11 protein-coding genes and 2 pseudogenes are annotated in these 13,743 nt (G+C 62.8%); 5 read left to right on the top strand and 8 right to left on the bottom strand.

Annotated elements, in window-relative coordinates; translation table 11 throughout:
* The coding region (locus Q4P21_RS13145) for a hypothetical protein (RefSeq protein WP_303389209.1) at positions 1-1,185 on the top strand (1,185 nt) is incomplete at its 5' end.
* Here Q4P21_RS13145 and Q4P21_RS13150 read toward each other — a convergent pair.
* The 3 genes and pseudogenes from Q4P21_RS13150 to Q4P21_RS13160 form a co-directional block, all read right to left on the bottom strand.
* On the bottom strand, positions 1,157-1,894 hold the full coding sequence (locus Q4P21_RS13150; protein WP_303389210.1) for a sulfite exporter TauE/SafE family protein: 738 nt from the start codon (positions 1,892-1,894) through the stop codon (positions 1,157-1,159). The two genes, Q4P21_RS13145 and Q4P21_RS13150, sit on opposite strands and share 29 nt — an antisense overlap.
* 122 nt (positions 1,895-2,016) lie before the next feature.
* Complete coding sequence (locus Q4P21_RS13155; RefSeq protein ID WP_303389211.1) at positions 2,017-2,895, bottom strand: CPBP family intramembrane glutamic endopeptidase; 879 nt, start codon at positions 2,893-2,895, stop codon at positions 2,017-2,019.
* Between the two features lie 329 nt (positions 2,896-3,224).
* A pseudogene (locus Q4P21_RS13160) lies at positions 3,225-3,699 on the bottom strand (DinB family protein).
* A 165-nt stretch (positions 3,700-3,864) separates the two neighbouring features.
* On the opposite strand from Q4P21_RS13160, the gene Q4P21_RS13165 reads away from it, so the two are divergent.
* A complete protein-coding gene (locus Q4P21_RS13165) occupies positions 3,865-5,661 on the top strand; it encodes an acyl-CoA dehydrogenase (protein WP_303389212.1) in 1,797 nt (598 codons plus the stop codon).
* 93 nt (positions 5,662-5,754) lie between these two features.
* Here Q4P21_RS13165 and Q4P21_RS13170 read toward each other — a convergent pair whose 3' ends face one another.
* Positions 5,755-6,426, bottom strand: a complete 672-nt coding sequence (locus Q4P21_RS13170; protein ID WP_303389213.1) for a response regulator transcription factor — start codon at positions 6,424-6,426, stop codon at positions 5,755-5,757.
* Complete coding sequence (locus Q4P21_RS13175; protein WP_303389214.1) at positions 6,423-8,486, bottom strand: sensor histidine kinase; 2,064 nt, start codon at positions 8,484-8,486, stop codon at positions 6,423-6,425. Before Q4P21_RS13175 ends, Q4P21_RS13170 begins: the two co-directional genes overlap by 4 nt.
* A gap of 184 nt (positions 8,487-8,670) precedes the next feature.
* On the opposite strand from Q4P21_RS13175, the gene Q4P21_RS13180 reads away from it, so the two are divergent.
* Entirely contained in the window at positions 8,671-9,495 is an 825-nt protein-coding gene (locus Q4P21_RS13180; protein WP_303389215.1) for a hypothetical protein, read from the top strand.
* Positions 9,496-9,532: 37 nt separating this feature from the next.
* Here Q4P21_RS13180 and Q4P21_RS13185 read toward each other — a convergent pair whose 3' ends face one another.
* The 3 genes and pseudogenes from Q4P21_RS13185 to Q4P21_RS16350 all read right to left on the bottom strand — a co-directional run.
* Positions 9,533-10,786 carry an APC family permease gene (locus Q4P21_RS13185; RefSeq protein ID WP_303389216.1) on the bottom strand — a complete coding sequence of 418 codons (1,254 nt, stop codon included), beginning with the start codon at positions 10,784-10,786 and terminating at the stop codon, positions 9,533-9,535.
* Positions 10,787-10,846: 60 nt separating this feature from the next.
* Positions 10,847-11,386 carry a D-alanyl-D-alanine carboxypeptidase family protein gene (locus Q4P21_RS13190; protein ID WP_303389217.1) on the bottom strand — a complete coding sequence of 180 codons (540 nt, stop codon included), beginning with the start codon at positions 11,384-11,386 and terminating at the stop codon, positions 10,847-10,849.
* A 156-nt stretch (positions 11,387-11,542) separates the two neighbouring features.
* Positions 11,543-12,160, bottom strand: a pseudogene (locus Q4P21_RS16350) (LGFP repeat-containing protein); the annotation flags it as partial.
* Positions 12,161-12,346: 186 nt separating this feature from the next.
* Here Q4P21_RS16350 and Q4P21_RS13195 point away from each other — a divergent pair.
* Together Q4P21_RS13195 and Q4P21_RS13200 are read left to right on the top strand one after the other, a co-directional pair.
* Positions 12,347-13,057, top strand: coding sequence for a lysoplasmalogenase (locus tag Q4P21_RS13195; protein ID WP_303389218.1), 711 nt, complete (start codon positions 12,347-12,349; stop codon positions 13,055-13,057).
* Positions 13,054-13,740, top strand: coding sequence for an HAD-IA family hydrolase (locus tag Q4P21_RS13200; RefSeq protein WP_303389219.1), 687 nt, complete (start codon positions 13,054-13,056; stop codon positions 13,738-13,740). The genes Q4P21_RS13195 and Q4P21_RS13200 overlap by 4 nt, the downstream gene beginning before the upstream one ends.
* Positions 13,741-13,743 lie beyond the last annotated feature (3 nt).

The raw sequence follows: 13,743 nt of genomic DNA on the forward strand, positions 1-13,743 counted from the left end.
GAACTGGCGAAGGCCGTCGCCGTTGCGGCAGTGCTGCTGCTAGGTGCCTTGGTATTGGTGGGCTGGCTCTTCGACGCGGTTCCGGCACTGCTGCCTGCCGGTTGGAGCCTGGCAACTTTTGACCTTGCCGCACGAAGCATTGTGGGGTCACTTTCCGGTGGCGTGATTGTCGCGTTGCTTGTGGGAGGCGTGATTGGCTCCTTGTCCGTCCGGCTCCCCCGTCATGGTCCTGCCCAGCTCTCAGGCAATGTGGAACCGGACCGAATACTGATCGTGGCATTGATCCTTGTGTGCATAGTTTCCGGCCTCGCTGTCATAGCAGGTGCGGTGCTGTTTTTTGGAGACCTGGGCGACGGCCGGCTCAGCGTCGATTCGCTGGCCATGTTCCTGATCAGCGGCACAGTGCTGACAGCCTGTGTGTTGGTCGCTGTCTGGCTCAAACGCTCCGAAGAGAACCCCGAAAGTCCATGGATTACCGGTCCCCAGTGGTTGGTCGTTGAAAGCCATGCCAGGGAGTCACGCGGGTTTCGGGCACCGGAAGATCGATTTGTTGGTGATTTTTCGAAGTCCTCGAAGGGTGCTTCTCGGAACTTGGACAAGGGTATTCAAGTGGCAGCGTGGATTGTGGGAACACCTGCATTGGTCATTGCCATGATGCTCTACCCAGCGTTTCCAGGCGCGAACGCCAACATGGCCATTCCCGCTGCGGTGGTGGCGACGCTTGCCCTGTCCTTGGCAGCGTCTGAATTCGTGCTTGTGTTCCACAACGTCCTGGCATTCGTCCGTGTGCGACGCACTGCTGCCAAATTGTGCGCATATTTCCGAACAAGCACAAGCTCCCGCCCCTCCCAGGTGGACACGCGAGCCATCATGGCAGGAGCATCCAACGGCCGGTCGGTTTTCCGGGTCATTGCGGGCTTTAGCGGCGCAGCCGCCATTGTCTTCTCCGGATTGGCCGCAAGCGTGGATGCACCGCGAGGCTGGCCGGATACCGTCCTGCTCTACCCCGGCGCTTCAGTCTCCGGTTTCGTCCTGCCCGCTGCAGTCTTTGCGCTGGTGGCTGTGGCAGTGGTGCCGATCAGATTCCGCAGCTTGGCCAAGGACGCTGAATTCCGCAACTTCATCCGTGAGGACCGATACCACCTCGCGAAGCTGGCTAGGCAACCAGCTCAAAAATCCCTCTGATAGTGGCTGCCGTTGCTCCCAGGTAGGCGAGCAGAACCACCAAAAGGCGCGCACGGGCTGGAGTTATCCTTTTAGAAAGTACCTCTCCCGCCACAAGACCGGCAATAATTGCCGCAGCAACCGCCACCCAGACCCAAGGTTCCATCTGCGGCATGGATGCAGGACTCGCTACATACTTGGCCAGGATGGAGGCCAGCCCCACGGTGAGGAAATACGGCTGCATGGTTGCTGCGAATGACTGCTGCCCCCACTTGGAGGCGACAGCGTAAACGCTCATGGCCGGCCCGCCAACGCCAGCCGTGGTGTTCATGATCCCGCTGGTCGCGCCGGCGATGAGCATTGGTTTCAGCCCCGATTCGGGCTTCAGCGACTTCATACGCAGGGACACTGTGAGGCTGACAAGCACAAGGACACCGACCCCCACCTGCAGCCACGCCCCCGGAATGTACCTGACGATGACCGCCCCGGGGACAACGCCCACGAGCGCGGCAGAGGCAAGGATGAAGTACTTTTTCCAGTCAATATGCCCCAGCACCCTGAACAGGATCAGCAGGGAGGACAGTGCACCACAAACATTCACCAGGACAATCCCTGTAACAGGTCCCATGATCAGCACAACAAAGGGTGCCGACACCAAGGCGAACCCCATGCCAGTCAACCGTTGCATGGCTGCGCCAACGAAGACCGCAAGTGCAAGAAGTAGTGCCATCTCCACGATCATGGGCGCTTGTTCATAATGCCGTTTGCCCTTACGTGATGCATTCGCATGGTTCCCCCTCCCGGCCCGATTGTTTCACAGCGGGCGGGGAAGCCCGGGTTGTGGGCTGATTTTCACGCGGGCTGGCGATACTCTCGAATCCACTGCCGGCTGCGGGGACGGCGTCCGAAGAACAGACCGCGGTTCGCAGCGACAACGATTCCCGCCACGATCAGCAGCAAAAATGTTTGGATGATCTTCGTATCTGGATGGGTCATGAAGACTTCATTGGCCAGATTCGCCGTGATGTGGAAAATGATCGCGATGAGGATGCTGCGCCCCGTGCTGAAGTAGAGCCAGTTCATGAGGATCACGAACGCCACCATTGACAACGGGAAGTTGAGCGTGTGGAGCCAGCCCATTTCGACCACCTCGTTGTGGTAATAGCCCTTGATGAATCCCAAAGGGACGTGCCACAGGGCCCAGAAAACTGTGAAAACCAGGGAGGCAGTGAAGACGGACATGCTTCTGATCAGCGCATCCGTGCCATAACTGTGCCAAGCGAGCTCTTCGAAGATCGCCGCACCGATGAGCGTGAACCACACTGGCAGCAGCCCCGCAGAAAACGTGAAGCCTCCCCGGAACTGAAACTGCTCGGGGCTATACCCAAAAAGTAGCGAGACGGCTTGGGCAGCCAGAATGCTGGCCAACAGCAGCAACAATGTCACCCCCAAGTAGATCCAGCTGATGCGGCGTGGGAGCAAACGCTGGAGTATGTCTTTCCGGAGATCAGCCCTGCGGCGGACCAAAAGAATGACCACAAAAATGGGCGCCACCAGGCCGCAGACGCCGAGCACCGCCGTCCACACCTGAACCTCAGCAGTCTGTTCGTCGAGCTGGCTGAGGTAGGCGGCGAGAAACCAGAATGACCACGGAATGACGGTTGCCAGCACATAGAAGGCAACGGGCCGATCGTACCTGTACGCCATGGGATGATCGATGATCCTGCTCATGACGGACTCCTGTTTCGCACAAGGGTGAGTGGTGAATCCAGCCTAGGTTCATTTCCAGTTGTGCGGCATCGGTGAATGCCCTGAGTACACCCTGAGATAGACCCGGATCTTCTTCTCAATCAGCTGTAGGCATCGATCCCTCGGCCATCTCCACTTCGTGACTGCTGGGGTCCAAAGAGTATTCAGCTGTGTGGCCGGTGAACTCGAAGCCCCTTTTCAACTAGACCCTTTGGGCTTTCACGTTGGCTTCCTGCACGTGGAGGGTCGGTTGCGTCCGGTTGGGTCCGATCCTGGAACCGACGCGCAACCAGCTCTAGTTGATCGCAGTACTACTGCCACCACGCTTGGTCCCCGACTGCCATATTGTCTTTGCCATCGCGGTGTCCCACACTGCCGTCGAGCAACTCGCGCACAACATCTGCATGGCCGGCATGCCGATGCGTTTCTGCAGTCACGTGCACCAATATGCGGGCGAGGCTCACGGGATTGCTCGCGGGATTCCGCAGACCGCGCCCACATGTCCTCATTCGGCTCGGCAGCGGGCAAACAACATTTCAAGTCCTCGTCGAAGGGCCGGTTGAACACGACGCCGAAGTACCCGGCTTCGACCCCGGCTGGGTGCTTGACCAGCCCGAGGAGGTTTGTAACGGTCGGTGTCAAGGGGCGGCGTAGATCGTATTCCGACAGGCCTTCGAGCTTCCAGACAACCGCATCACGCCCCCTGAAACTATCAGCCTGAACGTAGGGCAATCCGAGAACCGCCAACCAGTACAGCGCAGCAAGTAAGGATCCACTGCAAGCCATGCCCTCATAAGCGAGAATTCAGTCATGAGGAAGACAAACGCGGGTCGGGGTTCTGGCACTCTGCCGCTGGGCATCCCCGCCACATTGGCACGTAATCTGCGCAATATTACCGGCAAGTAACAAAACCTCTCCACAAACGTTGCGCACCAAGGTACGCTGACGAATATGAGCCAATACCAGCCTCCTCTTGCAGACATTACCTTCGCCCTTGAGCACGTTGTGGGATACCCGGACATCGCCAAACTGCCAGGTTTCGAACACGCCGACCTGGACACTGTTGTGGAACTCCTGGAGCAGTGTGGGGAGTTCATGGCTGAAGTGGTGGCACCCACCAACCGGCAGGGCGACACCCAAGGTTCGTTACTGACCCCGAATGCCACGGTGGTGACCCCGGACGGCTTCAAGGAGGCCTACCGGCAGTACGTTGAAGCAGGCTGGGGATCGGTGCCACTTCCGGAGGAGTTTGGCGGCGGCGGCTTCCCCCGCACGGTGGGCCTTGTCATCCAGGAACTCATGACCTCCGCCAACATGGCCTTTTCACTGTGCCCGCTGCTGACGCAGGGTGCCATTGAAGCGCTGCTTCACTACGGTGACGAGGACATGAAGAACCGCTACCTGCCCAAGATGGTCAGCGGCGAGTGGACCGGAACCATGAACCTCACCGAGCCGCAGGCAGGCTCGGACGTGGGCGCCCTGACCACCCGGGCCGTGAAAAACGACGACGGCAGCTACTCCATCACGGGGCAAAAGATCTTCATCACCTACGGCGACCATGACATGGCCGAGGAGATTGTGCACCTGGTTTTGGCCCGCACACCCGGCGCCCCCGAAGGTACCCGCGGCATCTCCTGCTTCATTGTGCCCAAGTTCCTCATCAACGACGACGGCTCCGTGGGAGCCCGCAACTCCGTGCAGACTGTTTCACTGGAACACAAGATGGGCATCCACGCTTCCCCCACCTGCGTGCTCTCCTTCGAAGGAGCCACCGGCTACCTTATTGGGGAGGAAAACTTGGGCATGCGCATCATGTTCGTCATGATGAACAGTGCCCGCCTAGGCGTGGGCGTGCAGGGGCTCGCCGTGGCGGAGCGCGCGTACCAGCAGTCATTGACGTATGCACAGGAGCGCCACCAAGGGCTTGCCATCGGCGCAACGGGGCCAAGCTCCGCGCTGATCGAGTTTCCCGATGTCCGCCGCATGCTCATGACGCAGCGGGCGGGCATTTCCGCCATGCGCTATCTCATGCTCCTTGACGCCAGCTACGTGGACATCAGCAGCAACCATCCCGACCCGGCCGTGCGTGCCCGCGCCAACGAGATCGTGGGTATCCTGACCCCCATCTGCAAGTCCTTTGGCACGGACATGGGCAATGAGTTCACCTCGCTTGCCCTGCAGATCCACGGCGGCATGGGCTTCATCGAGGAAACCGGAGCGGCCCAGCACGTGCGCGACGTGCGGATCGCCGCGATCTACGAAGGCACCAACGGCATCCAGGCGGCGGACTTGGTGGGTCGTAAGCTGGGCGTCCGCAACGGGGCCTCAATGCTGGAGTTCCTGGCCACCATGCGCGAAGTTGAAACAGACTTGGCCGACGCCGGAGAGCAGTTCGAGACCATCCGTCAGGAACTGGGGCGGCAATTCGACGCCCTCCACGAAGCCACCGTGTGGATGCTGCGCACAGGACAGTCAGACCCCAACGCCGTGCTCTCGGGTTCCAGCCCGTACCTGCGCATGTGGGGTTTGTGCACCAGCGCCTGGATGCTGGCGCGTGCCGCCGTGGCAGCGGCCGCAACCGGCGACGCCGAACTGGCGCAGTCCCAACTGGTGCTGGCTCGTTTTTACGCTGAGCAGGTGCTGCCACAGTCCGCAGGTCTGCTGGGCGCGGCAACCGCTGGCTCCACGGACCTCTTTGCCTTGGACGCCCGGGAGTTGTCCGGGCCCGGCCGCCGGGTCCTGAACTAAGACCACATTGTTGCGACCCCGCCGTGGCTTCGGCCACGGCGGAGCCGCAACAAGCCAACCCGGAGCCACAACCATTGCCAGGTCAGGGTTGGGTCAGTCCTGGATGTCCACCAATCCCCTGTCCCTGGCAGCCGCCACCGCTGCGGCACGGTCACGCAGGGCCAGCTTCGCCAGGATCGTGGCTACGTTGTTCCGCACCGTCTTTTCCGACAGCAGCAGCCTCCGCGCGATCTCGTGATTGCTGCGCCCTGCGGCAACGTGGGCCAGAATCTGGTTTTCCCGCCCCGTGAGTTCAGCGAAGCTCCGGGCAGTGGAGGTTCCCGGTCCACCCACCATATATTCGGCCACTCTGCGGCCCACCTGACTACCAAAGACCGTTCCACCGGCGGCCACGGTCAGCACGGCCCGCACAATCTCTTCCCGGTCCGCGCCCTTGAGCAGGTAGCCGCTGGCCCCCGCCCGGACAGCACCCAGCACGGCGGCGTCGTCGGCGTGCATCGTCAACACCACCACGCCGGTCTCCGGGAACGCTGCACGGATGCCCGCAACGGCGCCCATCCCATCCACGCCCGGCATTTCCAAGTCGGTCAGGACCACCGCCGGGCGTTCCAACGCCACGATCCTGGCCAGTCCGTCGCCGTCGCACGCCTCACCGACCACCACCAGCTCACCCGCGCCTGCGAGCGCGGCCCGGAGTCCATAAAGGAACATGGGGTGGTCGTCGGCTATGACGATCCGCACGGGGTCTGCCACGGGGTTGTTCATGGTGTGATCTCCTGGGGTGTGGCTGCCGAGTGCACCGATCCTGGGAGCACTGGGGCTGACGGCATGTCGGCGGCGAGCTTCAGGGCCAGCGGCAGAGTGAGGGAAACGCAGGTGCCGCCAGGTCCGGAGTCAATGCTGAGGCTTCCGCCCAGGGCCGCAGCCCGCTCCCTCATCGATGCCAGCCCGATGCCTGCCGCAGCGTCGGGGCCAAAGCCTGTGCCGTCGTCGTCCACGCTCACCGCGAGTACCGGGCCCTGCCTGCCTCCCAGCACGTCCACACGCACCTCGACGTAGTGAGCGTGGGCGTGCTTGGCCACATTGGCCACGGCCTCGCTGGTGACGTTGTAGACGGCTTCGGCCACGGCTGGCGGCAGCGGGGGCAGTGCACCGATGTGGACGGTGTGGGGCAACTGGCCCGCCACGGCGGCAACACGCTGCGGCAGGACGGCGGCGAGCTCTGCGCCTGCGAGCGCTGCCGGGACGAGGTCCTCCAGGATGCGGCGCACCTCCCCCACGGCGCTGCCCACCTCCCTGTGCAGGACGTTGAGGAGTTCACGCGGCCCTTCCTGCCCCGGCGCCAGTGAGTCCCCCAACGCCTGCAGCCCAAGTCCGACGCCGGTGAGCGAGGGCCCCAGGCCGTCGTGCAGGTCCCGGCGCAGTCGTTCACGTTCCCTGGCGGTGGCGTTCACCACGGCGTCGCGCTGTTCCTGCAGTTGTTCGGTCAGTGCCATGGCGTGGACGACGGCGGCCAGTTGCGCAGCCATGGCCCGCAGCATCCGCTGGTCCCGGCTGGGGTAGCGTTCCCCCGGGGTCCTCCCCTCCACTTCAAGGGCGCCCATGCTCCGTCCGCCCAGGACAAGGTCGGTGCTGAAGCTGGCAGTGGCCGTGGCTGTGTGCATGGCGGCTGGTCCGCCCGCAGTGGCGAGGACCCCGCCGTCGGGCTTGAGGATGCGCACCCCCGGTGAGCGTACGGCCTCACGCACCCCGTCAAGGAGCACATGCAGGAGTTCGTGCTCCGGTGTTCCAGCCCCAAGGTTCCCCCACTGGGAGAGGGCAGCGAGCGGATCGGCGCCCCTGCCGTAGAGGATGGCGTCAACCACTTGTTGGAGCCGGTTGCGCAGCGGGCTCAAGCCCACGGCCACCAGCGCAGCAGCGGAGATGGCGGCGAGTGGGTCGCGCGTGAGGTGGAGGCCAGCAGCGGCGAGCATCAGGGCGTGGATGCCGATGATCGCTGCGGTGAGCACCCCATAGACCAATCCGCGCCGCAGCACGGCTTGGATCCCCAACAGCCTATAGCGCAGTATGCCCACGGCGATCGCGGCCGGGAACAGGTACAGGCACAGCGCCCGCAGCCAGTGCCCGGGGATGCCGGCACCAAGGAATTGAGTGGCGAACAGGGCCATAACTGTTGCCAGCAGCCAAGCCAGCTGTGAGCGCTCGGGCTGACTCGCCTGCACCAGACGCACCACGGTCATGCCCCATACGGCCAGCAGTCCTGCACCGAAGAGCACTGCGGGCAGCCAAACAGGGACAATGAAGGCTTCGACTCCCCCGGACCCGGCGTGGAACGCGTCCATGCCCCATTGGATCTGCATCAGCGCAGCTCCGGCAACTACCGTCACGCTAGGCAGCAGCCAGGCCCTTCCGGGCCACTGCCCCGACGGGTAGAGCACAGGTAGCATCCCCAACATCACGTAAATGGCGAAGCCCGTAAACACGCTTACCAGCAGCACAGCGGCGCCCCTGACCCCGGAGTCGGCGAAGTCCATCACCCCGAAGAAGCCCGCATGGCTCAGACTCTCCTCGGCCAGACCCAGCTGTGTCAGCGTACCCACCGAGAAAATGATCCAGCCGAGCACGTTGCGTGGCCGCAACCAAGCCAGCAGGGCGCCCATACCAGCCCAGGCCAGCCCCACCGTGGCTTCGGCCACCGAAGGGAGCAGACGCAGCGGCTGCGTGCCCAGTGCGGACTGGTACATGGTTTCGGCCACCCCGGCCGCGCCAGCAGCCGTCACACTGACGAGCAGCAGCCCCGCAATCAACACCCGGTGATGTGTCATGGGCCTAAGTCTTCCCGCACCACCGGTTCCGGACAAGGGCACAGCAGGCATCAGGCCGGGCAAACTGCCCGGGCCTACGGGACCGGCGCCCCTGTCCAACCCCGTACCGGGCACGCCACGGTGGAATCCTCAGCAACGCCTCCCACTCCCCACTGGGAGAACACCCACTAGCGAAAGGCACGCCATGTCCACCCGAATCTCCCACACCGGAACTTCTCCCACTGGCCCCGCGCCCACCAGAAACTCTGGGCAGGTCCGCCGACACGTCGTTTTCCGCATTGCCGCCGGACTCCTCTCCTTGATCATGCTCGTGGGCTTCAGCTCCTGGCTGTTACTGCTGGCTCCGTGGCTGGTCCTGCCCAACGTGGACGGCCACGGCTGGACGCGCACCGCCGAACTGCACCGGCTGGCTGACTCTTCCAGCGGCCTGCTCATGGCCGCCGTGGGAGTGGCCGCGCTGTTGCTGCTCATCCGCCCGCAGGGCCGCCCTGCGCTCCTGACCTGGACGGTCGCCATGACTACGGTAATGGTGGCACTGGCGCCGGTGTCGGCCGCTATCCAGGGCAACAACATCCTCGAGACCCTAGCCATCACCGTGGTGTTCATTGCCGTGCTGGTTCTGCCACTGGTGTTGCTGAACCCCGACCGGCGCACAGGCAGGCGCAGCATCGACAGTCAGACCGACACTGACCCGTTTGCCGATGACCCGTCCGGCTTCGGTTCCAGCCATGATTCCGGGCCCACCCCGTTGGCCAAGGCCGGGCTGCTGGTCCTGGGCGCTGCAGGCGTGGCTCTGGCAGCCGGCGTCGTGCTCTGGCGAATGTTCGAAGATGTGTTCGAAAATCCACTCGAGGACGACGTCCTCGGGCTGGCAACGCTGGGCATCTCCTTCGCGCTGGGCGCCCTGCTGTGCGTACGACGCCGGACAGGCTGGCTTACGCTGACCTGGATCCTGGCCGCCATGACAGGCTACGCGGTCGTGGCAGGGTTGAGCATCGCGTTGACGTGAGACGTGGTGGCGGTACAGGTAGTAGACCGCAGGTGGTCTACTTCCGGCGTTTGCCGGTGCGGACCAGACGCAGGGCGATGCCGGCAGCAAAGACCAGCACACCCAGCCACACTGACAGCGGCGGAAGCGTCGCCACCAGCCCCACACAGGCCAGCGCGCCGAGGACCTGGAAGCCTTTCGGGTAGCGGCGGTCCTCCGGCGGCTGGGTGAACGCTGCAAGGTTGGCCACCAGGTAGTACAGCAGCACCCCGAAAGAGGAAAAGCCGATGGCCCCGCGCAAGTCCGCCACCAAAATCACTAGACAAATGATGGCGGCCAAGGAAAGCTCGGCGCGGTGCGGCACATTGTAGCGGGGGTGAACGGCGTCGAGCCATTGCGGAAGATCGGCGCCACGGGCCATCGCCAAGCTGGTGCGTCCCAGCCCGGCCAGCAACCCCAACAGAGCGCCCAGCGCAGCCACAGCCGCACCTACATTCACCACCGCACCCGCCCATTCCGCCACGTTGGAGGCTGCATCCGCCAGCGGCGTGGCGGTGCGCGCCACAGCTTCCGGGCCCAAGGCAGCCAGCAGCGTGATGGCAATGACCACGTACACCACCACGGCCACGGACAGGGCGAGGACGATAGCCCGGGGAATGGTGCGCTTGGGGTTCTTGACCTCCCCGCCCATGGTGGCGATGCGCGCATACCCGGCGAAGGCAAAGAACAGCAGGCCCGCAGATTGCAGGATGCCATACCAGCCGCGGGCAAACAGACCACCACCGAGCATCCGTGACGGCTCTGCACCCTGGCCTCCCCACACCACGGCGACAGCTGTGCCCAGTGCCAGTAGCACCAGAACCACCAAAATCTTGATCAACCCTGCCGTGCGGGTGACTCCGTGGTAGTTCACCGCAGCCAAAACCACGACGGCACCGATCGCCACCGGGCGTTCCCAACCGGCAGGTGCTGCATAGGCGGCGAACGTCATGGCCATGGCCGCGGCACTGGCCGTCTTGCCAATGACAAATCCCCAGCCCGCCAAATATCCGGCCCAGGGGCCCAACCGCTCACGCCCATACACATACGTGCCACCTGAGCTTGGATACACCGCAGCCAACTGGGCGGAGGATGTGGCATTGCAAAACGCCACAATCCCGGCAATGACCAGCCCTATCAGCAGTCCGCTGCCAGCAGCCGCAGCAGCTGGTGTGAAAGCGGCAAATACGCCTGCCCCCAACATCGAGCCAATCCCGATCACTGAGGCGTCAAAGGTTCCAAGTCGTCGGGACAGCGCCGGTGCGTTGGCCATGCAACAGTCCTATCGAAGATAATTTTCGCGTGCGCCTTCCTGCGCCGATCATGGAATGCATCAGTAGTCGGGTGCTGCCGACAACCCGAAGTATTGCTCTAAGGTCTGGGAGCCCAAGTTGTGCATGGCAGTGGATATGCGCACTCCAACATAGCGCAGGTGCCAGGGTTCGTAAGCATAGCCGGTGATAGCTGTATAGCCGTTCGTGTACCTCACGATGAACCCGTACCGCCAGGCATGGTCCGCGGCAAAGGCACCTGCCGGCGTCGAAGCAAAACATGCACTCAGCCCACAGGCACCATTTGGATTTCCGATGTCCATCACCAGCCCCGTTTGGTGCTCGCTGTATCCGGCCCGCGCCGAAATCGTGTCCGCATAGGCCTGGCCGTATTGGGCAACATACTGGTTGTACACGGCTAGTTGGGTCGCATAGGACCTGAACCCGCTGATGGTGGTCATTGAGATTCCATTGGCTGCTGCGTCCCTGAACATGGCCAGCAGCTGGTTCCCGGCTTCCGTGCGCATGTACTGATTGCCAACCACCACCAAGTCGGAGGGAGTCCGGTCGATCGGAGCATTGGGCTTTCGCTTGTTCACCACGTAGGCGATGCTGCCCGTGTTCGGTATGACGCTTATCCCCGTGTTTGTTTGCCAGACGATGGTTCCACCAACGTATTGCTGGGTACAGGTCTTAGACGATGTCCCCGTGCACACTTCCTCGCTTCGAGGGTATCCAAGGGGACTGTTCTCATACCCCATCTGGGCATACTTGGAGAGTATGCCCCCGTGTACTGCATGAGCGCCAACTGACGACTGCCAGTAGATGAGTCCACCCTGGAACTTTTGCACACAACCCCGGTTCACAAGCGTGCAATTCTCTTCATTCACCGGATAACCAAGAAAGCCCCGTTCCCAACCGAAAGAAGCCCACCGCGCACGGATGCCACCCAGAATGACGTGCGCTCCCGAAGCAGACGACCAGTAGATGCTTCCACCCTGGAAGTCCTGGACACAACCCCGGTTCACAAGCGTGCAATTCTCTTCATTCACCGGATAACCAAGAAAGCCCCGTTCCCAACCGAAAGAAGCCCACCGCGCACGGATGCCACCCAGAGAGACGTGCGCTCCCGAAGCGGACGACCAGTAGATGCTTCCAGCCCTATACTGCTGGTAGCAGCCTTCCGCAACCAATCCACAACGAAGCGGCGTGATCGGCTCCCCCAAGAAACTGCCGGCCCCACCCACTGATGCATACTTCGCCGCCACTGCTCCTTGATCAGGGTTGGCTGCCATGGCCGGAACCGCGCCACCCAATGACAGGGACAACGCGGCAACAACTGTCAAGGCCCATTGTAGAAATCGGACATTCTTCATCGGACACCTCGACTGTTGAACGCGGCCAAAACCATTGCGTCGAGCGTAAGAGTCTGCCAAAAATTAGTCAATGAGCGCGTTAGCCAAGCCCACAGGGGACACCAACTGGCCGATGCGGCCGTCGCTCCCGCACCGCGACGTCCTCCCTCTAGGATGGAGCTAGTTGCAATGATGCAAGGGAGGACCGTGCGCAGCACCATTGACCCTGCCGGTGGCAAGTATGGTATCTCCCTGCTGCCGTTTTCCCCTTACTTGATTATCTCGATTGTTCACATCTGCGCGTTGGCGAGTAATGCTGCAGGACTGGCCGCAGCGACCAAACTGGTCTTGATGCCAGCGTTGGCGTTGGCATTGGCGTGGGGCTGGACCCGTTCCGGGCGTACTCGGGGCAATGTAGTTTGGCTGCTTCTAGCAGCACTGTTCTTCTCCTGGTTGGGCGACGGGGCCGGTGCGTTCTTCCCCTTCGCGCCGACGCTGCCGCTCATGCTGCTTTTCTTTGCACTAGCGCACCTTTGCTACATGTGGACGTTTTGGCGCCACCTTGCCATCCACCCAGCACAGTCTTGGGCCTGGCTTTTCGCCGTGTGGTGGGTGCTGCTTGCGATCACGCTGTGGTCACCGGCTGGTTCCCTGGCACCTGCCGTGATCGGGTACGGCGTCGTGCTCGGAGGAACGGCGGCCCTGGCAACTCGCTGCCACAGGACCCTGATCTGGGGTGCCATATTTTTTCTGGCCTCGGACACCATCCTGGCTTTTCGGCTCTTTGTCCCGGATGCCATGCCAGCCTGGACCAGTCCGCTGGTCATGTTCACCTACACGCTGGGCCAGGGCCTGATCGTGGCCGGTGCGCTTATGACCCTACGCAGCCATGTGGGTGCGGATAGTGTGAAGCCATGACAAAGCATGACTGGAAGCCCGGTGAATCCGCTCCGCCGCGCAAGTTCACGGTTGATGCGCTGCTGTTCGACCTGGACGGGACGCTGATCGACTCCACGGCAGCCACCGAACGTGCGTGGCGCACGTGGGGCGAGCAACTCGGACTTGAGGGGTTTTCCTACGGGAGCCACGGAGTTCCGGCGAAAGCGCTGGTTGAGCAGTATATTGACCCGCCACGGCGTGCCGAAGCGTATGAGCTCATCAAGACCCTGGAAATGAACGACACCGAGGGTGTGGTGTGCAAGGCCGGAGCCGTTGAGCTGTTGGAGTCGCTGCCGGCAGGTTCATGGACGATCGTGACGTCGTGCACGCAGGGGCTGGCGGAAGTTCGCATGGGTGCCGCCGGGATCACCGCACCGGCACACCTGGTGACAGCCGATCAGGTCGCTAGCGGAAAACCCCACCCTGAGCCATTCCTGCTCGGAGCCGAACGGCTGGGTGTCGACGTCCGCCGGTGCCTCGTGGTGGAAGACGCACAAGCCGGCCTCGCCTCGGGACGTGCCGCGGGAGCCATGACGCTGGCTGTGGCCGGGACTGCCGAGGCCCACACCTTGGAGGCGGACTACGTGGTGGACAGCCTTTCGCAGGTCCGTGCGCAGGTGCTGCCCAACGGACAGATTGAGATCACGCTGGGGTTGCACTGACGG

The organism is Arthrobacter sp., from assembly GCF_030540645.1.
Lineage (GTDB): Bacteria > Actinomycetota > Actinomycetes > Actinomycetales > Micrococcaceae > Specibacter.

Bases quoted from the DNA above. Each gene is read 5' to 3' on its own strand.
- Q4P21_RS13150 (WP_303389210.1), bottom strand. From the start codon at position 1,894: ATGGCACTACTTCTTGCACTTGCGGTCTTCGTTGGCGCAGCCATGCAA.
- Q4P21_RS13155 (WP_303389211.1), bottom strand. From the start codon at position 2,895: ATGAGCAGGATCATCGATCATCCCATGGCGTACAGGTACGATCGGCCC.
- Q4P21_RS13165 (WP_303389212.1), top strand. From the start codon at position 3,865: ATGAGCCAATACCAGCCTCCTCTTGCAGACATTACCTTCGCCCTTGAG.
- Q4P21_RS13170 (WP_303389213.1), bottom strand. From the start codon at position 6,426: ATGAACAACCCCGTGGCAGACCCCGTGCGGATCGTCATAGCCGACGAC.
- Q4P21_RS13175 (WP_303389214.1), bottom strand. From the start codon at position 8,486: ATGACACATCACCGGGTGTTGATTGCGGGGCTGCTGCTCGTCAGTGTG.
- Q4P21_RS13180 (WP_303389215.1), top strand. From the start codon at position 8,671: ATGTCCACCCGAATCTCCCACACCGGAACTTCTCCCACTGGCCCCGCG.
- Q4P21_RS13185 (WP_303389216.1), bottom strand. From the start codon at position 10,786: ATGGCCAACGCACCGGCGCTGTCCCGACGACTTGGAACCTTTGACGCC.
- Q4P21_RS13200 (WP_303389219.1), top strand. From the start codon at position 13,054: ATGACAAAGCATGACTGGAAGCCCGGTGAATCCGCTCCGCCGCGCAAG.